The following is a 21,486-nucleotide window of genomic DNA, read 5'->3' as shown; positions in this document are numbered from 1 at the left end:
ACAATGAGTCTAATGGCATATGAGTTTATCGTTTATCAGATTAATACTGATTATGACTATGTTTTGGAGGATCTGGAGGGGGCAGCATTTAGAGAAGTGTTGATGTCTATCTCTGAAAGCCAGGGAGAAAAGGAGGCATTGAATGTGCTGCGAGATTTTATTAATCAAACCGCTAAAACCCTGACTGTTTATCCAATATCCAAAGTGCCTACTGAGGTCAAAAATTATTTTAGTGGTGATAGAACTCACTTATTTACGTTTTATGATGATGAACGTGAATTTTGGTTTATGCTTTCAGCCCCAGATATTATCTATCGCGTAAAACCAGATGTTGAGTCTAGTCTTCGTAAAGCTATCGCATTTGATGATGACTTGCTTTGGGGTTTTATTTTAGCCGGTTTTTTCATATATACGTCCGTATTCATTTGGTTCCTTAGTCGAAGAGTAAGAGTGCTTGAAGAGACAACGGTCAAGTTTGCACAAGGCAATTTCAATTCTCGAGCCCCCACGGGAAGCCGTTATCGGGTTGGCTCCTTGAATGACAGCTTTAATTATATGGCGGATAAGATTTCGGACCTTATTACTAGTAATCGCTCTTTGACAAACTCTATTGCTCATGATTTAAGAACACCTATTTTTCGAATTCAATGGCAAGCCGAGATGCTACAGGATGAAAGCTTGACTCGAGTTCAGCATGAAAAAATTGCCAGTATCATAGAAGATACAGAAGAAATGGAGCAGATGGTGGATGAGTTGCTGTACTTCGCTAAAGTGGAGAGGCCAGACACGACTCTTAATATTGAACCGATAGGGTTACGACCATACATAGAGGGGCTTCTTAATAAACTTCCTAATAATCATCGTAATATGGTCGTACTGGACGTTCCAGAAGCTATGATAATTTATGCTGATAGTGCACTCGTTAAGCGACTTATCAACAACCTTCTGTCAAATGCGTTGCGCTATGTGGATCAGGAGGTTCGTCTATCTGCTAATCAGGACGAGGATGCGGTATTCATTATCATGGAAGACGATGGACCAGGTATTCCAGTAGAGCATTGGAGTGCTATTTTTGAACCCTTCTATAGTGCAGATCGTTCAAGAAACAAATCAAATACTGGCTTTGGCCTTGGTCTTGCGATTGTTAAATTGATTATCGACCGGCATGACGGGAACATTTGTGTAGGTGCTAGCTCATTGGGCGGGGCTAAATTTACTATACGCATTCCTCGCTTGTCGCACTTGACTGACAATCTGTGACAATTGCCTGACAAATTCATCATATTTACAATCCTAATAGTTTTGTACAGTGTTCATTATGAGTTAACACGAGGACAAAACGATGAAAAAGCTCACTCTAATAATCACAGCGATAACAATGGCAAATGCTGCCTATGCAGGTGATGCGTATATTCGTAATGGTAACATTTACAATAAAGAAAACAGCTGGGTTGCTGAGCTTGGGGCAGGGGGTATGACCGACCTATATAAAGGTCAAAAGCATAATGTAGCGCCACTAGCTAACTTCGGTTATCAAGGGGAAGATCTTAACGTTACACTTCAAAGTATTAACTACCGTTTTTTTGGTAATACAGGAGATGTTGTTAACTTGAGTGGGTATTTGGGTACATCAGGTCTTATGTTCGATAAAGATACTTCAGACTTTCTTAAAGGCATGGATAAACGCCATCTAAGCTTAGACCTTGGTATCAATGCTGACTTCCACCTATCTCAAGGCACTATTTCAACTTATTATCAGCATGATGTTGTAGATACGTACGACGGTTACCTAACTGGAGTAAAGTATTTCTTGCCTTTAACTATTGGTAAAGCCGACTTTGTTCCATTCGCAGGTGTTTCATATCAGAGCAAAGAATACGTTGATTACTATTTTGGCGTGCAAGACAAGGAAGCAACCCGAAAGCGTAAAGCATACACAGGTAAAGGCGATGTCTCGTATGACGTAGGTTATAAAGTTATTTTGCCAATCAGCGACAACTGGCAGTTGACTCAAACTACTACCTACACACGCCTAGGTGATGAAATTGCAGATTCGCCTATTGTTGATAGCGCTAATCAGTGGCTTGTTGGAGCGACGGTCTCTTATAGTTTCTAATTTTCATTTCTTAGCTTTAAGCCTGACCATTCGGTCGGGCTTCTTGCATTATATTGAGTTTAGGTAAAGTTTCGCTATGATTATCAATTACATCCATTTTATCCGGTCTTTGCCCAGGATTGCACAGAGCGTGTACCCGGAAATTCAGGGCGCTAAAAAGCTACGTTATAATGCTCGATTCTGTATGTGGTCTATGCTTAAGCCTTCGGTTCTATGGTCTATGCAGAGGTTGTTTGACCAACCAGAGTTTCATCTGATCAAAGCTAATCACCCCAGAATCTTTGAGAAACCACTGAAGCCATATGTGTGTTTAAACTGGCGTCCACGCCAGAGAGCGATGAAGATTCATGAGCACTTTCAAGCCTTATATCAAATGTATGGACCCAACATCACGTATTTTTATACTGATGGTGGCTGGAGGCTAATCGATATTCTCGATTGTTCCTTGTTCTTATGCTCAGGACCTGAAAGAGAAGGTTCTCTTGCCTTAAAATTAGTTGATCCAATTGGTCGTGACCTATTTACTTTAGCGTTCAACATATCAACCACCCCAAAGCGAGAGATTTATATTGGTGCTTTACAAGGACCTAGTGAACAGATTACCGATCGCGGAGAAGTGATAAAATCTTTGACTCGAGGAATGCATGGCTTGAGACCCAAAGCCTTGATGTTAGAAGTTTTGCTTATCCTTGCCAAAGAATGGGATATTGACACTCTCTACGGTATTACCAACAAAGGTCATGTCTATCAAGCGCTTAGATATACAGGCTCAAAGCGATCTAGTATCAGCTATCAATACGGTGAGCTATGGAGCGAGTACGGAGGAAAGCAAGTATCAAAATATATGTATGATATCCCGCTAAACCCTATTCGTAAGGATCCCAGCATATTGAATAAGAATAAGCGCCGGCTTTACACCAAACGATACGCTTGGTTAGATAAGGTCAAAGAAGACGTGTGCTGCCAGTTATCCGCAATACAGAATATACATACTAATTATGAATGTTAGCTTTATAAATATTCTTTATTTTTATATTTTTCGAAAACTTTACACAGTTTTCACTTAATATTGAATCAGCATGTTACTGTCATTGAAGTTATGCTCAAAATGTTGTTCGAGGTATGAGCTTTATGCAGGTTGAAACTAGGTCTGGCCTCAAGGTCATTGCAATTGTAGAGGCGCTAAAAGGCTTCATTTCATTTGCCGTTGTCTTAGGAATATATGCTTTTCCGAGCAAAGATTTGCGTCAATTAGCCGAGCTTCTTGTCCAGCATTTTCACCTTAATCCTGTTCACCCAATCTCTGAAATGCTCATTGACTTGTCGAGGAGAGTTCCTCAGTTAAATATGAGCTTGTTGATGATGATTGCTGTTCTATACACTGTGGTTCGATGGATTGAGGCTTATGGCTTATGGAATGAGTTTCGTTGGACTGAGTGGTTAGCCTTGATCAGTTGTGCTATCTACATACCCTTTGAAATTTATGCTGCGATTAATCATCCAAGTAAGGTTAGCATCACACTGCTCATAATTAATTTGGGGATCATTGCTTATATAGCAAGGACACTTTATAGTAAGCCCGAATCTAATTTTGCTGCACAAAATTAATTTGTGCTCAATGTCATATTTATGTTGTAAAACCAATATAAAATGCAGTAAAGAGTGTAATCAAGAGTATAAAGCTGTAAACCTGAATGCACGATGACTGGCTTCACAGTCAAAAACAGTTAGAGTTTTATTAGCAGGATTTACGCCTGTATGTACAGTACAAGGCAGACAACGTCAGGAGAAGTCTCATGAGTAAATATTGTCCGAACTGTGGAATAGAGATGATTGATAAAAATCAGGTCTCTATATGTCCGAGAAATGATATTGGAGAGTGTTCTTATGATGGGTATCGAGATGCCGTAGCTCAAAACAATGATGATTATTCGATTGTTGAGTTTGATAAGGCAACTGAAGAAGAATACTCCTCATCAGCTCAAGTCTGATGAAATAGAAATAAAAAAAGGATAAACAAAGCCCGCCTTTAAAGCGGGCTTTGTATTTCTATCAATATTATAACCAGTTTGTAGGATTACAATGCTAAGGTATATCCAGCGCCGTAGAATTAAAAAAGTGATTAAGCTACTCTCTCCTATGTTAGTAAAAGGTTATGGTAGCCGTGATTATTTCAGTCTCGGGCAAGTTAACACGAGTGCTAGTTTGTTATGTAAGCGTCAGCAGCAGATTGCCTTGGCCTTATTTGCTAATCCTGATGATCTCGACTTAGACAATAGCTCATCGCTTAAGCAGCTTCGCAATGACATAGCGAATGATTTTTTCGATTCCAACCACTACAACGCGCAGGACGTGATTAAATTGCTAATTAGTGGTGGCTGGAAAGGTGGTCGAATGAATGATGATATGTCACACCGATTTGGCATGCACAGCCGTTATTGATTGCGAATTGTAAACAGTTAAATTGCCGTCATCTCATAATATTGACATGATTATGTAGTCAGATGTGTTTAATAACGATTATTAAGTAAGTTATGGGCTGGCTATATTACCGAGCGTATAGATATGGTGAACTTATTTTGTGATTACTAGGAGAGTTAGGTGTACCAAACCCGCAAAGCTAATGATAATGACTATAGGTTCTTATTTGAGCTTAAAAAGTCAGCGGAATATGAGGCGGTAAAAGCCGTATTTGGCTGGGACGAAAGCGTTCAAAAAGAAATCCATCGCAATGAATGGGAAGAAGAAAGGCCAACCATAATTGAAGTCGAGGGCGTTCCAGTTGGTAGCTATTTGTTACAACTATGCTCAGACTATTATTATTTTGGTCGTTTTTTCCTGTTGCCAGAGTATCAGAGTAAAGGTATTGGTAGTCAGGTACTGGAAAGTATCACTGCATTGTCTGGCCAGAAATCTCTTCCGATAAAACTTTGTTATTTAAAGGGAAATCGAGTCGGTGAACTATATGAACGGTTTGGTTTTGTAGTAACAGAGGAAAGCGAGGACTTTGTGTACATGTTTAAATCATGTGAATAAACTCGCTTGGTTGATTGGTAATACTTTGTATTTTTAAGATTACTGTTTATCGCACTCAAGTTTTTATTTGCAAGTATCACTATTTTTGAGAACGTATTGTTTAGGTTGCTATTTCTTTTGGGAGCATAAATGAAATTTTACAGAGCCGATGAATATCAGATCTCTTGCGAAGTTCTGTATCGTGAGTATGAGCTTAAGATAGCGGCTTTGCTTCCAGATGCGGTTATTGAACATATTGGTTCTTCTTCCATCCCCAATGCAATATCTAAGGGTGATTTAGATATACTTGTCGGTGTTAATGCTAGTGAACTAGAGAAAGCAGTGACACGACTTACTACGCTTGGCTTTAAAGAGAAACTCGATACATTAAGAACGCCGCAGCTATGTATGCTGGAGTCTAGATCTGGTGAAGATGTAGCCTTTCAAGTTGTAGCGAATGGTCCAGAATTTGATTTCTTTGTAGAGTTTAGAAATAAGCTTCGCGAAGATCCTGACTTAGTCCAAGAGTACAATGAATTAAAACTATTATGCACGGGTTGGCCTGCAGATGACTATCGCAGAAAAAAATCAGCTTTTATAGGGCGAGTGTTAGGGCATACATAACCTATTTCCCGAAAGAGTTCATTTTTAAGTTGTAATAATAATTCAAATTGAAATACCATGCCTTTTTATTTTAAGCTATTGATTAATAATAAAAAGGTATTTTATGCAAAATGAGTTATCCCATATTTCAAGCCTGGTTGGATCGGATGCGGGAGTGAAGTATAGCAAAAGTGAACAGAGGCCTGACTGTGGTGAGTATTTTGATTTCCATCATATTGAATTTTGGGTCAGTAATGCTTTTCAGGCCAAGATGTTTTATGAAACGCATTTAGGATTTAAAACGATTGCCTATGCCGGATTAGAAACGGGTGAAAAAAACTTTACGGCTTATGTTTTGAGAGGTGATCAAGCCTGTATTGTTGTTAAATCACCATTAAATCCAAATGATGAAACGATAGCGCCTTTTGTAAAAGAACATGGCGATGCGGTTCGTGATGTTGCTTTTAGTGTTGAAGATGTACAAAAAACATTTGAGCATGCAAAATCAAATGGCGCTCAAGTTATCTTACCGCCTACATACAGTGAAGATGAGCTTGGTCAGGTACTCATCGCTAGTGTGCTAGCTTATGGAAACACAGTGCACTCCTTTATACAGCGTGAACAATATCGCGGTTTGTTTCTTCCTGGTTTTCATCCGATAGAGCCAAATTTAGTCAATGCTTTTGCTGAAAGCTTGCCTCCTGTACCTATGGGCAGAATCGATCATGTAGTGGCGAATCAACCTCAAGGAAAAATGAATGAGGTGGTTGATTTTTATATAAACTCGTTATGCTTTAGACGCTTTTGGTCGGTTGATGACAAGTTATTGCAAACAGGCACATCTGGGCTCAATTCAATCGTGGTCAGCGACTTTGATGAGCGAATCAAAATACCAGTCAATCAGCCGTCGACGCGATTTGATGGGCGATCACAAACACAAGAGTTTGTTGACTTTCATGGTTGTGGTGGTATTCAGCATATCGCGATTTGTGTGGAGAACTTAGAGCAAACCGTTCGTTCTCTAAAAGCGCGAGGGTGTTACGTCTTACCTGTTCCTAGTGCTTATTATGATGAACTCCAATCCGCTATTTCTGAGAACGATTTAGATTTGGGTATCAGTATTGAAACCATGAGAGAATTAGACATTGTCGTAGACTATGACGACAAAGGTTTTATCTTGCAGATATTTACTCGGCCAGTAGAAAGTAGACCAACCCTATTTTTTGAGTTTATGCAGCGCAATAATCACGATGGCTTTGGCGCTGGCAACTTTAAATCCTTATTTAGCGCAATTGAAGCGCAGCAGAAGCTAAGAGGGACTTTGTAAGTTAAATTTAGAAAATCACAATCCATGCTATCCAGATATAATTAAGGCTGCCTATTTGCTTAAAAGCAGCCTTTTGTTCACCCCAAAAACTTAGCGAGAGATCAGTGATAGACCCGCAGGGAGTGCATCACCAAAGGCTCGTTTTGACTCGGTATGAGACAGTGTTTTAACTTCAGCGACTAAATCAACCCAAGCATTGGGTACTTTACTTTGTTTAAGTTTGGTAAGAACTTGCTGGCGAAAATCATCAGAGATATCAAATAATCGATCGCCTGTTTTACGGCATATCATCACGGCAGCAAAGCCGATCATGGGCTCTTTTTGCCAGTTTTGTTCCAGTAACTTGGGCAGCCATTGTTCTGCTTGTTCTCTGGGAATCACGCTATGTTGACTTCCATACAGAGGGGTGCGAGCGGCTAAACGACCCAGTGCCCACCAATGAGCCTGTTCAAACTGATTAAGGTTGATGGCTTTAGTTAAAAACCAACTGGATAATAGCACCTTATCCTCTACATCCAAATGCTCTAGGGAAGCAGCGAGTCGAACCATGGATTCGTAGCCCATATCATGGGCTGCTTTCGCGGACTGTGGATTTTTCATGGCTCCCGGGTGTAGATACTTGGCAATATCGGCAAGTATAGTTTCTTGTTGTTCTTGATTAAGGCCGCCAGCTATTCGGCGCCAAAACACCCACCAATCTGTCCAACCCTGATGATTTTTGAATTGAATACTTTGTTGATATAAGCCCCAGACCTGCTCTAATCGCCAAGCATCTGTGGCGTCACCAAATCCTGGCCGCAAGGAAAAACCAGCTAAGCGTAGCCAATTCTTTTCATGGGCTTCAGAGCGGCGGCGACGTTTTCGTCCTTGGGCAAAAGCATCAAATAATTGACGTAGAGTAGCAAAGTCCCAATCGTCTCGCTTACCGAGTTTTTTCTCAAGATCTTTTGCTAGTGTCTTGATTTCTTTTGAATCAGCGCTTTTTTTGTTGCCGCTGTATAGACGAGTGATGAGCTCTTTAGACTCAACAAGGCGCGGTGGAAGTGTTACTTGTTCTGACTCGTCAGATTGTTGATTCCGGACTTCAAATTCTAATTCCCAACGCTTGTTGTCATCATCGATGCTCACACACTCTATTTTTAACGTGCCAACTTCGGTCAATTGACAGGCTAATTGCACTTCAACTCGCTCCTTTTGATTGACTTGAAGCTCTGCACCTTCACCTTCTAACGTCAAGATGTAAGGGGGAAGTGGAGCGAAAATATCAGGATCCACATCCTCCATTACGCCGTTTTGTATAGCAACGTTTTGAGTCAGGGTGTCATGGGTTGAAGTAAGTAGATTAAACCGCACTGGCTCGCCTAATGTGAGAGCAAAACGCCGGCCAGTTAAGCGTATCTCATGGCCTTCTTCCGTCCCTTTAGCGAGAAGGCATAGTGCTTTACCCATGTTGTTCTTTTCTTGCATATGCAGAAAATAAGAGCGCGCTGAACCACCACCAATTTTGAGCTGAGCGCCCCGCCTAGCTTTGCCATAGGCCACGGCTCCGAACGCGACAGACCAGTCAGGATGAGGATTATCAAGCAGTGTTATAGGAGATCCGCGCCAATGCTCAAGCAAATCTATAATGCGTTTTGTAACAAGCTCGCTGTTAAAAACACCGCCGTTAAGCAGAAGGCCTACAGGGATTGCGGGTTCAGGATTTTCTGGTTTGCCAAGAGCGGTGGATGAGACTTGTTGGTGTTGGTGGAGAAATTCAGCTAAGTGTTTACTGACCGCTGGATCGGCTACATAAGGCAAACCAAATTCGACCATAGCGCTGCGGCGCTTATTTGGCATATCTGAAAAATCAGATAAAGGGAAAAATCCGTCTAGTGCGATCTGGTGTACTTCTTCTCTACTAAGGCTAATGCTTTTCGAGCCACCTAGTAGCTTTGAGCCACTACCAAGCATGGTGATTTTTACTTCTTCAGGCGCTTCAAGGGACAATAATGCCTCTTTAGCTTGTCGAGTTTGTTGAATCAGTTTAGTAAGGCTCGCAGCATTAAGCTTTTTGCTTTGATTAAAACGGCCTTCCGCAAGATGAGCTAAGGCTAAATCGAGATTGTCACCGCCAAGCATTAAGTGTTCACCCACGCCGATTCTATCCAGAGAGAGTTTGTCTTGCTCATGCTTTGCTGCAATTAAGCTTAAGTCTGTGGTGCCTCCTCCGACATCGCAGACCAAAATGAGCGGCGACTGCTTGAGTTCATCTGCGGCAATTTGTTGGTGACGAGCATACCAGTCATAGCATACCGCCTGTGGCTCCTCGAGCAGTACAATCTTGTTTAAGCCAGCTAGAGATGCCGCTTCTAGGGTAAGTTTACGCGCTGTTTCATCAAATGATGCAGGCACAGTCACCACAACATCTTGATCTTCGAGCTTGTTGCTTGGGTGGCGATAGTTCCATGCTTGCCTGATGTGATTGAGGTAGCTGGCACTAGCAATGACGGGGGAGACTTTATTGGCATCACTGGCACTAGCCCATGGAAGAATGTCTGAGTTACGGTCAACACCTTGATGAGATAGCCAGCTTTTGGCACTAGATACTTGACGCCCCTCAACTTTGGCGCCTAGCTCTCTTGCCCACTCTCCAATGATGACATTATCTATATCACCAGAAATCGGTTCTGAGTCCCATGGCAGGGTAAGATCTAGGGGCGACATTTGCTCTTTGGCTGCATGATAGCGAAAAGAGGGCAATAAAGGTCTGCGAACAACTTCGCCTGGCCCTATGAGTTGGTCAATCTCAAAAAGAGAGACACTTGATTGCTCTAGATTGTCTGTGATTTCGCAAAAGGCGACAACGGTATTTGTGGTACCTAAATCTATACCAACGAGAAAGCGAGGAGATGTCATAAAAAACCTTGAAGATGAGAAAAGTAACGGCACCGTTTAAGGTGCCGTTAAATATTATGAAAGTTCGCTATGAGATGAGTCTTTATTTGCGTCGTCGCGAACGTCAAACTCAACATGCCACTTTTGACCATTGTCTGTGGCAATTGCTTCGAGATACAAGGTACCAAGCTCTGTAACCCGAGAAGCTAAAGTTACAGGAACAACTTCTCCCTCTCTGCGGCCATCAGATACGGGTAAGGTAACCTGAATTTCTGGCAGTTCTTCCAATTCATCAGATCCCCAATGGTCAAGATGTGCACCGGCTAGATCGTCGCGGCGAATATTTGAACCAAAGAATTGGAAATTAACTGGTTGACCTATAACCAAGCCAAACTCTTGGCTTGGGATGTCGACTGATGAGCCTTCTTCCATACCAAATGGTGCCACACACAAAGCTTCCAATGGCGGAGCCATTCCAGGAATAGCAGGCATTGCGCTTTCAATGCCCACATAATAGCTAGATGCAATACCGCCGCGAATACGAACACCTTGACCACGACGTACCGCCCCATAATAGGATGCACCGCTAGCAACTGCGAGATCCAAGTCAACGCCAGTCAGGCGCTGCGCGATTTCAGAGTTTGAATCAATCAACCATTCGTTAATTGTTTCTTCTAATCGAGAAGCGAGCAGCTGTGACTTTAACACGCCGCCGTTAAATAGAATCACGGTAGGCTTTATAAAATCAGTAGTAGCCGTATCAGATCCGCCCATCCCCGGCATTGAAGCGAATGGGTTGTAATCAGCCTGCTCACTTTCGTTCCCCAGCGCGTTAGCTTGTTTGGATAAGAAAGCAGCGATATGGCGAGTAATACCCGCATCTTGAGCGTAAGGTAGACCCATTTTGGTTAAGGCGCCGCGACTACGTTGCACTGGATGCTCTGTGACTGCCACTTTAGGGAAGAAACCATCCACTAGGGTCTGTTGGACTTCTTCTTGGGTCAGCTCAGTTTTTAGAGTAGCACCGAGCAGTTTGGAACCTCGACTCGGTACTACGATTGGCACAGACTCAAGAGAAGCGTCATTGAGTAACGCTTCTTTTGCGTCGCGACATGCGTGAGTCATAGCTTGAACTTGCCATGGCTGAAGCTCTTTTTCGTCTTGCGCCAGTTTCATTTTTAATCGATAGGCGAGAGCTAAATCCATGTTGTCGCCGCCAAGCAAAATATGCTCGCCAACTGCGATTCGGTTTAGGGTAAGGTTGCCTTCTTCTTCCGTGACTTCAACCAATGAAAGGTCAGTGGTGCCGCCGCCGATATCTACCACAAGAACAACGTCACCGACGGATACTTGATCGCGCCACTGCTCATTACTGTTATCTATCCAGTTATACAAAGCCGCTTGTGGCTCTTCTAGCAAAGTTAGGTGCGCTAGACCTATATTTCTTGCCGCTTCTGCTGTTAAATCGCGCGCTGCTGGGTCAAAAGAGGCAGGGACCGTGATGGTCACATCTTGTTCTGCTAGCGGATGGTTTGGATGCGAATGATTCCATGCTTCTTGTAAGTGTTCTAAGTAGAGCTCAGTTGCACGAAGAGGCGAGACTTTTTCGACCTCATCTGGGCTACCTGCCGGAAGAAAGGCATCACGTCGATTAACTCCGCCATGGCAAAGCCACGACTTAGCGCTAGCCACCAGACGGATAGGAGTTTTAGCTCCCAAATTACGCGCTATCGCACCTACGAGTGCTTTTGGCTCCGACGACCAAGGTAATACGCGCGAAGCTGGGTTCATTTCGTGTTCGTGAGGTTGATAGAGAAATGAGCCGAGCTGGTTTTTGCTTTCAACCGTTCCCGGTGCAGTTAACTGAGCGATTGGCATGACCTCGACACTTGCACTTTCGTCAGAAGTATCAAGGTAAGACAAAACGCAGTGCGTTGTACCCAAGTCGATACCAACACTGTATTTAGGTGTCTGGGCAGAGTTCGTGTTTTGATGGTCCATTACAGCTCTACCTCAGCAGGGGTAATAATTGAAGCGTCATAGTTTTCAGCTAATTTGGGTAGATTCATAGAGCTGGCTCTCCAGCCTTTATGGATTAGAGTACCGTTAAATGGTGCATTGCCAGTGACGTTACCTGTGAGGCGAACTTGCTGTGAGTTAAAGCCTTCTTCGACAGTAATGCGCGTTTCTTCATCTTCATTGCGAATAGGTTCGAGAGTAATGTAATCACTCAGTACTTTTTGCCCGCCAGTGTGAATGACTCTTGCTGCCGCGCCAACCTCTTCATCAGAGAATGAAGTGAGATCTTCTTTCAGGAAATCAATCAGACGAGCTTCTTGCTGCATAATAGACAGCAGTTGCATTGCAGAGTCAGTAGACGCGGTTGCTAACTTGGACTCTACTTCGACCACTTTCTCCACGACTTTTTCTACTTCAACTACTTTTTCGACTTCGACGATCTTCTCAACCGGCTTTTCGACTTCGACAATTTTTTCAATCGGCTTTTCTACTACTTTTTCGACGACTTTAGATTTGCGTGATACTGCAATAAGAAGCAAAAGAATGCTTGAAACGGTGAGGCCTGCATGCAGCATATCAAACGTTTGAGGGATCATTTGTAAATCGAACGTCATGAGATTTCTCTTAATTTATGGGATAAATAGCGGTCACAGCTGACCACCATTGTCGTTATTATTCGGTTAAATTGGGGCAAATATTACCACATTCAACCAGCTAGGCCCGTAGAAAAGAGAGCGTGCGGATTTGATTGGTTTATTTTTAGTCATTTTATGGTCTCGGTTAGCATATTTTATGACTCACCTGAAGGGTGCAGAGATAGAATTGACGCAGTTTTGATTAATTGAGTCGTACCCGGTCGAGTTTTGCGCTTAACTAATATAGAATTTGGCGCTTTGTTGGAAAACTAAAGTTTGGGCGATTAATGAACCATAACCGTATTGTTTGTTTCGATTTGGAAATGTGTTGCTGGAATGAAAATGGTGTCGGAACAACAGGTGAAATCATAGAAGTAGGATTAGCGGAAATTGATCTTACCAAAGGTGAGATAGTCAAGCGTGCTCAGTACTATGTAAAGCCCGAACAGGATGAAATCTCATTATTTTGCGCAGAGTTGACAGGCATTACGCCTCGAAAAATAGAAAAGCAAGGCCGCCCACTGGTTGATGTTTTGAAATCAATGATAAAAAATTTCGGCGGAACCAATAAAATTTATGCCTCTTGGGGGCGAGACGATCTGATATTAGCCGAAGAATGCCAAGCGAAGGGCATTGAAATGCCTTTTCGCGAATGCATTAACTTGGCAACGTTATACAGGGTGCAGCACCGCCTTAAAGATAAGCGTATCGGGCATAGAGCAGCACAAGAAGCGCAAAATATTGAATGGGAAGGCCGACAGCATTCTGGCTATGTGGATGCTTATAATCTCGCCAAGTTGGCGTTGAATATGCTCTGAATTGATAAAGGGTGTCCTTGTCTAACGACACCCTTTTAGTTTGAACTCACACCGCTAGATTATAGCTAGATAGGTGCTCGCTTGTGCTGCTAGCCTGTGAGAAGAGCTTGGCACTGTTGGTTTCGATATGCTGTGAGTCCTCAACTAGACTATTGATTTGTTGATCAACGCTGAGCAACCTTTCAACAAGATCAGACATAGCATTTATCTGTGACTCGGATGAATTGGCAATGTTTGAACACATCTGGTCCGCTTTAGACACATCTTGAAGCGCTTTTTCTATGTCTTTTACCGCGTTTTCGATCGAGTTGAGACTTGCCTCGCTGGTACTGCTTCCTTCCTCTGTTATTTGAATCAGAGAGTTAGAGACATTGCCAAGTTTGGTCAGTATTTCCTCTACTTGGTTCGTCGAATTAGAGGTTTTTTCCGCTAGACCACGAACCTCGTCAGCGACCACGGCAAATCCTCGGCCTTCTTCGCCTGCGCGCGCTGCTTCGATGGCGGCATTAAGTGCGAGCAAATTAGTTTGTTCGGCGATATTACGAATTATTCCTAAAATTTCCGTGACTTTGATAACTTGCCGATTTACCTCATTGGCTGCCTCATAAAGGTGGGTACTTTTCTCCGACATTGAGCGGTTGTCTCGTAGCGCACTCAATAAACATTGCTGGCCTCCTTTGGCACTTTCTACTGCACGATTGAGCGAATTCAAAGTATCAAAGGTATTGTCTTTCACCACTGAGAAGGAACGCTGTGCTTGTTCACTAACTTGAACAGTGGTTTTGATATCATCTCTTTGGCGCGTAATTTTGTTTCCAATCGATGCCAAATAATGATCCAGGTCTTTGGAAATGGATGTAACAGAGTCGGCACCTTGATGAATCGGGATTAAAGTTTGCTCCATTTTTGCGATGAAGCGATTCATACTATGGGCTAACCTGCCTAACTCATTCTGGCGTTTAAATTCAAGGCGTTTGCTTAGATCACATTCTCCAGAGCTGAGTTCGTCACAAAGGCCAATGAGCTTTTGAAGTGGCAGCACAAGCAGTGAGTTAAGAAGCGCGTAGAGAATCGCTATACAAGCCGCCACAGAGATAAACGCAATAATGCATGATTGAATACTCAGTTGGCTTCCAAGATCACGTGCCTGATTAAAATTCCAGTCAGTGACCAAGTATCCTACCAAGGTTTTCTTTTTACCGGCATACATGGGTACGCCTATTTGGTGGCGATTAGCTTGGTCAACAAGCACAGTCTTATCTTGTAAGATACCACTTAAGGCAGACTCATTAACTTCATTACTGCTGTAAAGTAATGAAAGGTCTGGAAGATAAATTTGTATTGCATTCAAGCTGCCATTTTGACTTTGAAGTGCGACCTCGATCTTCTCCTTTATATTAGCCACCTTTTTAAACCTAACAGGGGTTGCTAGTTGTTCACCTAGAGCGTGACTTGATTGCATGTACGACGATTTGTTTAACTGGTAGATAGCATCAACACTGCTACTCCAGTTGAAAAACGATATCGTCGCCATGGCAATAATGGTCAAAATCGACGCACTGGCGACAACGAGCTTACTAATCGTAACTCGCATAGTTAGCTCCAGTCGCTATAGTTCTTCCACGTTGACACCAACTGTAATTGCACCGATCACTTGCCCAGAGGCCGGGTCTGAGATGGCGTAACTTACTTGAGATTGGAACATTTGGGTCGATTCATCTTCTTCTATTTCACTAATGTGATAGGCGTTGGGTCCGACTAGGTAAGTTTGCTGCCACTTGTCTTCATCACCTTGCCAGTAATCCGAAGTTACAGCACTTTGCGCAACATTTAAGCCTTTATTATCCATAACAAAAATTTCAGTGATCACGCCCTGACTCTTTTGCTGCATAGCCGCAAGCTTTTTCGACAAGTCAGTATTCAATTTGCCGTTGATGAGTGGTGCGTTATCTTGGCCTACTTGGCTCCTCCAATCATTATCAAGTGATGTGATCTGGCTTTGGTCAAGCTGACTGGTTAGTTGGTTTTGCGCTTTAATTTGAGATACGACGTCTGCATCAGCCGCCATGCTTTTCACATCATTCATTGCAAATTGTTTTAGTGCTGCTTCAAACTCATTTGCCAAAGTAGTGAGAGGAAATAGTAGTGGTAGTGCGATATATAGCCTTTTCATTATTGAGTCCTATTAGTCTGACGTTGTTCATTAACAAGCGTAGGCCAAATTCTCAATATGAGCTCGATTGCATTTGTTTTTTTTAATTTTTAGTGTACAACGTATGGCTGGTACTAAGCAGCTGATGGTGTCATTTTGGAAAATTCGTATGTCAGAGATTTCATCGTTGAACAAAAAGCTTGGCTTTATGCTGAATTAGTAAAGCTCTTTATTGCTAAAGAGCTTTCGAACTACAAAGCTTATGGCTTCAAACTTAAAAGGGTGAATGACTATAGACCTGAGTAAAGCGCTGGTATAACTGCTCAACTTCTTTGGGGTCAAATGTTTTTATATAAGTCAGTTCGGTTAAACGATGAGTAATATTTTGTAATTCATGGGTACGCTTTTGGGCTCTGTGTTGATATCGTTCAAAAGCTCGTGGTATTTCGAAAAAGTTTGAGGCTAAACTTTGAGCAAGGATAAACGCATTCTCAATACCAAGGCTAAAACCAATTCCCATTGTCGGCAGAACTGCACAACATGCGTCACCCAGTAGAACCACATTATCACGGGACCATTTATCAAAAGGCGCAACATCAACCAAAGGCGAGCGAAGGATTTGCTCTTCTGATGTTTGCTCAATCATCTCTAATAGGTCAGGGGAGTAATACGCGAAACTATCTAAGACTCTTTGTTTATTTAATGCTTCTCCCGGCTCTACTTTACATGAGGCAAACCAGTATCTTGCATTACTTTCTCGATTGTAGGTATAGGTGACAATTCTTGACTGCTTACCTGCAAATACATTGATTTCTTGGGTACTTATTTTGGGGTTGGCATAGTTAACCATGCCTCGGCAACAATACACTCCATGCTCGCGAATTGATATCTCTGGTGCAACGAACTTCCTGACTTGAGAGAAAACGCCATCAGCGCCTACAATCACATCCGCTTCTAATGGTTCACCATTAAGCAGTATGGTGTTGTTTTCAACCGTGCAGTGCTGGCCCGTAACAATATTTTCCTCTCCATAAGCATCAAGCAGTAATTGGTAGAGGTCGCGACGATGAAAGGTGCCTATGTCAGCATTGACTTTGCTACCCATATTTCGGATTGAAATTTGGTTGATTATTTCACCGCTAAAAGTCGATGTAGTAATGGACTCGTTGGTATTGCCTACGGCTTGAACTTTTGAAGCATCAGTAAGAGCAGCAAGCACCTGCATACCTTCTGGCCACAATGTAATTGCAGCTCCTTCAACGCGTGGTTTATCAGACTTTTCATACACAGTTGCATTAATGCCAAACATGCGCAGAGATAAGGCCAAAGAAAGGCCGTTTAATCCAGCACCAATAATGGCAATGTTAAGAGTCTTTTTATTCATTGTTAAGTTTATATAATAACTAATCTTATCAGTAAATTATCAGCAATGTCGTAAACATAAAAGTGAAACATTCACAAGTGTTATTGCCTGATAACTGTATGCCTGATATTTGAAGGCTGCAGCTTTGAAAAAACAGCAGGACTTTATTGAGAGGGGGGCTCGAGTTTTTTGAGAGTTTTGATCCTGCCTGTCTCGAAGTCTAACTCAAAAGTTAACAACAACTTATTGCATCTGAGTTCACATATCGTTACAAGGTTTATTAATAGTTATTTATAGTTTGCTAGTCTAGAGGACCACTAACTTTATACTAGAGCAAGTTTCAGCCATGACTTTACCAATACATCAGTTACTAGGAACTAAACTCAATATCATTCAAGCCCCAATGGCAGGCGTGCAAAATTGGGAGCTTGCCGTGGCAGTTTCTAATGCTGGAGGTCTTGGCTCTATTCCCTGTGGAATCCTTACTCCTGAACAAGTCGTAGCAGAAATTGAGCTGTTCTCAGCACATAGTGATAAACCCTATAACTTAAACTTTTTTTGCCATGAAATGGAGCCAATTGATCAAAAATCATTAGCCCATTGGCAGTTGTTGTTAAAGAATTACTATAACGATCTGGGCGCCGAAAAACCGAAAAGTTTTAGGGGATTACGTTATCCTTTTGATGCTGAGATGGCCGATCGCATTGAGCCATTTAAGCCACCTATAATCAGCTTTCATTTTGGTTTGCCATCGCCTGAATTAGTCGAACGTATAAAGTCTTGGGGGACAGTAATACTGTCATCGGCCACCACGATTGAGGAGGGGATTTGGTTAGAAAAGCATGGTGCAGATATTATCATTGCACAAGGCGTTGAGGCTGGTGGACATAGGGCCATGTTTTTAACTACTGACATAAAGAGTCAAATGCCTGTAGTGGAGCTGGTGAATGCTTTACAGTCACATGTGTCTGTGCCAATTGTTGCGGCAGGAGGTATTGGTTCAAAGCAAGACATACTAAAGCTCGTTGAACTTGGAAGTTGTGGTGTGCAGCTTGGCACTGCTTTTTTGCTTTGTGACGAAGCAAAAACTAGTGAAGTACATAAAGCTGCAATCAAATCTCATAATCAAATTACAGCAATCACCAATGTATTCACAGGCCGTCCAGCAAGAGGAATACAAAATAAAGTGATGATGGATCTCGGTTATATGACGGATGAAGCACCTAAATTTCCTTATGCTTCAATAGCAATGGCACCACTTAGAGCAAAGGCAGAATCACAGTTTTCGGGGGACTTCACTCCTTTATGGGCCGGCACGAATAGGAGAGGCTGTGAAGAGATTTCCGCATCGAATCTATTAAAGGCTTTAACCAGTTAACGTTCCACCTTGGGTGGGTAGGCGACTCTTCAATAGTACAGATATCCGAGCAAGGTCTCGTTATATCTATGAATAATGACTATTTAATAGAGCTTGGTGTTATGTAGTCAGAGGAAAATATATGGAAGTACAACTAAAAGTAGGTACCGACTGCTTATTCGCTGAGTCTTTAACCAAGTCAAATATGGCAAGTTACTATCAAACTCGTGGGATAATCTGGGATCACGATTTGTTTGTGAGTAGTTGGAAAGATTTAGATAACTACGAAGTCTATTTGGAACAAGTTCGTGTTGGCATGCTCCGTTTGAGTTATAGTGACGATACGACATTCTTAAGAGACCTGCAGATTTCGCCTGAGTATCAAGGCAAAGGAGTTGGCGCTAAGTGTCTTGAGCTTGTTGTTGCACAATCAATCGAAAGGAAATCCACTAAGTTGATTTTGCGTGTATTTAGTGAAAACCCTGCGATTAATCTATATGAGTCCAAAGGCTTTGTTAGAACATCGGAAGTAAATGGACTGGTTGAGATGGAACTGTCTTTACGCTCAAACATAAAGACAAAATAGGCACAAAAAATCCCAGCGAGAGCTGGGATTTTTCTAAATTTGGTGGGTCCGGGCGAACTCGAATCGCCGACCCCTACCATGTCAAGGTAGTACTCTAACCAACTGAGCTACGGACCCAAATTTATGTTCTTTGCATATTTATACTTTAAGGAGTGGTGGGTCCGGGCGAACTCGAATCGCCGACCCCTACCATGTCAAGGTAGTACTCTAACCAACTGAGCTACGGACCCATTCCTTAAGAACGAGACGGATATTACCGAGACTTTGATTGGTGTGCAAGTGCAAATTGTTGGTTTTCAAGTTGTTTGCTTCACAACTAGGCAGTTTGATGTTTTTTTGGACTGAAAAGGCCGAGGTTTCACAGTGAAACCTCAACCTTTGTTAGTTTCTATCGGCCGCGACCATCAACCATAACAATCAGGGTTTTAGTAATGATACTAATGTCCATCATAATCCAAGATTTAAGTGAACGAAGTGATAGAGCGTAGCTGTGGTCGTAGCCGACTTTCTTTCTCACGTCATCGATACAGGTGTCATTATGAGAGGCACCGCGACCAATTAACTTGCTTATTAACATCTAGAGCTAAGTGATGATGGTTAATTGATAGTTTTATTTAATGTTATTCTCTTTGAAGCTACTCAAATCATAGACGGTTATCGTTGAAATTTATGTCTGGTGTTAAACAATCAAACTTTAATGATTCAAACAAGGTCAGGCATATGTATATCAAGTTAACTTATCTCACCATCGCTTTATTATCGGCATTCCCATGTAGAGCTGATCCTATCGATATCGTTCGAAAACACTTGCCGATTATGCTAGCAAGTTACTATGACTCTGGCGTTGATGTGAGCCAATATTGGAAGAGTGAGAAGCTTGACGGCATCAGGGCCATTTGGGATGGTGAAAATCTAAGAACTCGCAGTGGTCTTAAATTAAGTCCTCCTGGTTGGTTTACAGAGTCGCTACCCGATTATCCTGTAGAGGGAGAGCTATGGGCAGGGAGGGGACATTTCAATGTCGTTCAAAGTACGGTCTTAGATAAAACACCCGTTGAAACAGCATGGCGAAAAATTCACTTTATGTTGTTTGATATGCCAGACTCACCAGCAAGCTATAAGGATAGGTATGCAGGAATTATTCATTTGGTGAATTCGCTTCAAGTTGAACATATTAGATTTATAGAGAGTACGCCAATCTCTTCCGAACAAGACCTAAGCGCATACTTCGATCAGATTAATGCTGTTGGTGGTGAGGGTGTGATGTTGAGAAAGTATGCAGAAAAGTATCAAAGTGGTAGAGGAGAACAATTGCTCAAAATGAAACAGTATAATGACGCTGAAGCAACCATAGTTGGCTATAAAATGGGTAAAGGTAAACTAGAAGGTATGGTTGGTGCATTGTTAGTTCAGTTGGATTCCGGTATACAGTTTTATGTTGGCAGTGGACTTACTGAACAGTTAAGGGTGGTGCCTCCAAAGCTGGGAACCACGATTACCTTCAGACATAATGGTTATACTCATAAGGGGGTTCCAAAGTTCGCTCGATTTTTGAGAGAAAGGGTCGAGCCTACAACTTATTAGGGCCAGAACCACAGCGTTTGAAAAGCGTTTGCCAATATTCAACATGAGATAAAGTGGCCTCTCTAAAAGCTTGATGGTATTTTTTGATCGGGTATTGGTATTCAGGATGACCTATTTCTGCAAAGTTGAGGTAGGGTTCAAGATCGTAATACACGCTGTTCACCTTAGCGATATAAGGTTGAACTTCGCCAATGAAAAATTTGTTAAAAATGTTTTTTAAATACTTAAATTGAGTTCTATCTCGGTTTTTTTCGCATTTGATTAAATTGTCATACTGTTTCAGCTGCCTTGTCACGATTGGGAGCATTTGGCTGATGTTCAGCATTGAGTAACTGAGCTGACCAATAACGTCATACTTATCCAAAGTTTCTTGATAAGGTGTAAGAAATGTTACCTCTGCTGAACTATCAATCTGATCCGTTTCTGAAAGGGTTTTATTTATACTTTGGACGGCCTTTAATACGATGGTGCTTTCTCTTGGCCCATCGATAGCTAGAGGCGAAGAAGATTGCAACTGATTCCTCATTGCTTCACTACTATAGAGAAGGTTAGATAGGTGCAGTGGGAGCTCTGCTGATTTTTGCTTGTGAATTTCGGTTAATTGAGATTGTAACTCTTTTGACAAGTTAGGACTTTTTATACAAGTACTGAGACCACGCACTAGTGCTATTTGGTAATCATAATTGCGAAATTGATCTTGTACTTTTCCGAGAATTGAGTTGCGCTCTGCTATTAGGGAAAACAAGCCACATTTTCGTAGCTCATAACTATCGAGTAAGCCAATACTGGTTGTCGGTATATCAATCAGCAATTTTCTTTTTATGGGCAATGTTATATTTTGGTTTTGGGGTAAGTTATAGGCTGGGCGATCTTGTATGCTAGCAATACGAGCTATATAGGTTTCTATGGTTTGGTCCATTATATTGCCTCCAAAACCACAAGATGTGATCATGGAGGAAGTAAAGACAAGGATAAACAATCTTTTGGCTAGCAAAGCTCTATTCAGTCTCTATTTTTGTGGTTAACCCTTTATT

Annotated in this window: 20 protein-coding genes, 2 tRNA genes and 1 pseudogene; 13 read left to right on the top strand and 10 right to left on the bottom strand. The window is 42.0% G+C overall.

Annotation, left to right across the window (positions count from 1 at the left end):
- Window positions 1-12 precede the first annotated feature (12 nt).
- The 9 genes from MHN79_RS12170 to hppD all read left to right on the top strand — a co-directional run bounded on the left by MHN79_RS12170 (window position 13) and on the right by hppD (window position 7,061).
- Window positions 13-1,260 (top strand): ATP-binding protein, encoded by a 1,248-nt coding sequence (locus MHN79_RS12170; RefSeq protein ID WP_343283927.1) that lies wholly within the window; start codon window positions 13-15, stop codon window positions 1,258-1,260.
- A gap of 82 nt (window positions 1,261-1,342) precedes the next feature.
- Window positions 1,343-2,116, top strand: a complete 774-nt coding sequence (gene ompV / locus MHN79_RS12165; RefSeq protein WP_239173109.1) for an outer membrane protein OmpV — start codon at window positions 1,343-1,345, stop codon at window positions 2,114-2,116.
- Between the two features lie 79 nt (window positions 2,117-2,195).
- On the top strand, window positions 2,196-3,125 hold the full coding sequence (locus MHN79_RS12160) for a DUF535 family protein (protein WP_239173126.1): 930 nt from the start codon (window positions 2,196-2,198) through the stop codon (window positions 3,123-3,125).
- A 122-nt stretch (window positions 3,126-3,247) separates the two neighbouring features.
- Complete coding sequence (locus MHN79_RS12155; protein ID WP_160927715.1) at window positions 3,248-3,724, top strand: DUF2127 domain-containing protein; 477 nt, start codon at window positions 3,248-3,250, stop codon at window positions 3,722-3,724.
- 188 nt (window positions 3,725-3,912) lie between these two features.
- Complete coding sequence (locus MHN79_RS12150) at window positions 3,913-4,107, top strand: hypothetical protein (RefSeq protein WP_160927713.1); 195 nt, start codon at window positions 3,913-3,915, stop codon at window positions 4,105-4,107.
- 91 nt (window positions 4,108-4,198) lie between these two features.
- Window positions 4,199-4,558 (top strand): DUF6559 family protein, encoded by a 360-nt coding sequence (locus MHN79_RS12145; protein ID WP_239173108.1) that lies wholly within the window; start codon window positions 4,199-4,201, stop codon window positions 4,556-4,558.
- 159 nt (window positions 4,559-4,717) lie between these two features.
- Window positions 4,718-5,152, top strand: a complete 435-nt coding sequence (locus tag MHN79_RS12140; RefSeq protein WP_239173107.1) for a GNAT family N-acetyltransferase — start codon at window positions 4,718-4,720, stop codon at window positions 5,150-5,152.
- 129 nt (window positions 5,153-5,281) lie between these two features.
- Window positions 5,282-5,755, top strand: a complete 474-nt coding sequence (locus MHN79_RS12135; protein WP_239173106.1) for a GrpB family protein — start codon at window positions 5,282-5,284, stop codon at window positions 5,753-5,755.
- A gap of 103 nt (window positions 5,756-5,858) precedes the next feature.
- Window positions 5,859-7,061 carry a 4-hydroxyphenylpyruvate dioxygenase gene (hppD, locus tag MHN79_RS12130; RefSeq protein ID WP_239173105.1) on the top strand — a complete coding sequence of 401 codons (1,203 nt, stop codon included), beginning with the start codon at window positions 5,859-5,861 and terminating at the stop codon, window positions 7,059-7,061.
- Between the two features lie 90 nt (window positions 7,062-7,151).
- Here the strand turns inward: hppD and MHN79_RS12125 are convergent, their stop codons facing one another.
- The 3 genes from MHN79_RS12125 to MHN79_RS12115 are packed head-to-tail and all read right to left on the bottom strand — an operon-like array spanning window position 7,152 to window position 12,571.
- Window positions 7,152-9,959, bottom strand: coding sequence for an Hsp70 family protein (locus tag MHN79_RS12125; RefSeq protein ID WP_239173104.1), 2,808 nt, complete (start codon window positions 9,957-9,959; stop codon window positions 7,152-7,154).
- Window positions 9,960-10,013: 54 nt separating this feature from the next.
- Window positions 10,014-11,939 carry an Hsp70 family protein gene (locus tag MHN79_RS12120; RefSeq protein WP_239173103.1) on the bottom strand — a complete coding sequence of 642 codons (1,926 nt, stop codon included), beginning with the start codon at window positions 11,937-11,939 and terminating at the stop codon, window positions 10,014-10,016.
- Window positions 11,939-12,571 (bottom strand): DUF2760 domain-containing protein, encoded by a 633-nt coding sequence (locus MHN79_RS12115; RefSeq protein WP_239173102.1) that lies wholly within the window; start codon window positions 12,569-12,571, stop codon window positions 11,939-11,941. Before MHN79_RS12115 ends, MHN79_RS12120 begins: the two co-directional genes overlap by 1 nt.
- Before the next feature lie 308 nt (window positions 12,572-12,879).
- Here MHN79_RS12115 and MHN79_RS12110 point away from each other — a divergent pair, with 308 nt between their 5' ends.
- A complete protein-coding gene (locus tag MHN79_RS12110; RefSeq protein ID WP_239173101.1) occupies window positions 12,880-13,410 on the top strand; it encodes a 3'-5' exonuclease in 531 nt (176 codons plus the stop codon).
- A gap of 46 nt (window positions 13,411-13,456) precedes the next feature.
- On the opposite strand, the gene MHN79_RS12105 is transcribed toward MHN79_RS12110, so the two are convergent.
- The 3 genes from MHN79_RS12105 to MHN79_RS12095 form a co-directional block, all read right to left on the bottom strand.
- Window positions 13,457-15,004, bottom strand: a complete 1,548-nt coding sequence (locus MHN79_RS12105) for a methyl-accepting chemotaxis protein (protein ID WP_239173100.1) — start codon at window positions 15,002-15,004, stop codon at window positions 13,457-13,459.
- A 15-nt stretch (window positions 15,005-15,019) separates the two neighbouring features.
- Window positions 15,020-15,583 (bottom strand): hypothetical protein, encoded by a 564-nt coding sequence (locus tag MHN79_RS12100; protein WP_239173099.1) that lies wholly within the window; start codon window positions 15,581-15,583, stop codon window positions 15,020-15,022.
- 253 nt (window positions 15,584-15,836) lie between these two features.
- Window positions 15,837-16,946, bottom strand: a complete 1,110-nt coding sequence (locus MHN79_RS12095) for an FAD-dependent monooxygenase (protein ID WP_239173098.1) — start codon at window positions 16,944-16,946, stop codon at window positions 15,837-15,839.
- Between the two features lie 325 nt (window positions 16,947-17,271).
- On the opposite strand from MHN79_RS12095, the gene MHN79_RS12090 reads away from it, so the two are divergent.
- Window positions 17,272-18,303, top strand: a complete 1,032-nt coding sequence (locus MHN79_RS12090; RefSeq protein WP_239173097.1) for a nitronate monooxygenase — start codon at window positions 17,272-17,274, stop codon at window positions 18,301-18,303.
- Window positions 18,304-18,424: 121 nt separating this feature from the next.
- Window positions 18,425-18,868 (top strand): GNAT family N-acetyltransferase, encoded by a 444-nt coding sequence (locus MHN79_RS12085; protein ID WP_239173096.1) that lies wholly within the window; start codon window positions 18,425-18,427, stop codon window positions 18,866-18,868.
- Between the two features lie 40 nt (window positions 18,869-18,908).
- Here the strand turns inward: MHN79_RS12085 and MHN79_RS12080 are convergent.
- The 3 genes and pseudogenes from MHN79_RS12080 to MHN79_RS12070 form a co-directional block, all read right to left on the bottom strand.
- A tRNA-Val gene (locus tag MHN79_RS12080) sits at window positions 18,909-18,985 on the bottom strand.
- A 36-nt stretch (window positions 18,986-19,021) separates the two neighbouring features.
- A tRNA-Val gene (locus MHN79_RS12075) sits at window positions 19,022-19,098 on the bottom strand.
- Window positions 19,099-19,256: 158 nt separating this feature from the next.
- Window positions 19,257-19,403 (bottom strand): annotated as a pseudogene (locus MHN79_RS12070) (sugar transferase); the annotation flags it as partial.
- Window positions 19,404-19,588: 185 nt separating this feature from the next.
- Here MHN79_RS12070 and MHN79_RS12065 point away from each other — a divergent pair.
- Entirely contained in the window at window positions 19,589-20,452 is an 864-nt protein-coding gene (locus MHN79_RS12065) for a DNA ligase (RefSeq protein ID WP_239173095.1), read from the top strand.
- On the opposite strand, the gene MHN79_RS12060 is transcribed toward MHN79_RS12065, so the two are convergent.
- Entirely contained in the window at window positions 20,439-21,371 is a 933-nt protein-coding gene (locus MHN79_RS12060) for a DUF3080 family protein (RefSeq protein ID WP_239173094.1), read from the bottom strand. The two genes, MHN79_RS12065 and MHN79_RS12060, sit on opposite strands and share 14 nt — an antisense overlap.
- Window positions 21,372-21,486: the final 115 nt, after the last annotated feature.

Source organism: Vibrio sp. Of14-4 (genome assembly GCF_022347625.1).
GTDB classification, from domain to species: Bacteria; Pseudomonadota; Gammaproteobacteria; order Enterobacterales; family Vibrionaceae; genus Vibrio; species Vibrio pristinus.
The sequence above is the reverse complement of the archived record's forward strand: the minus strand, read 5'-3'. Positions and strand labels throughout refer to the sequence as shown.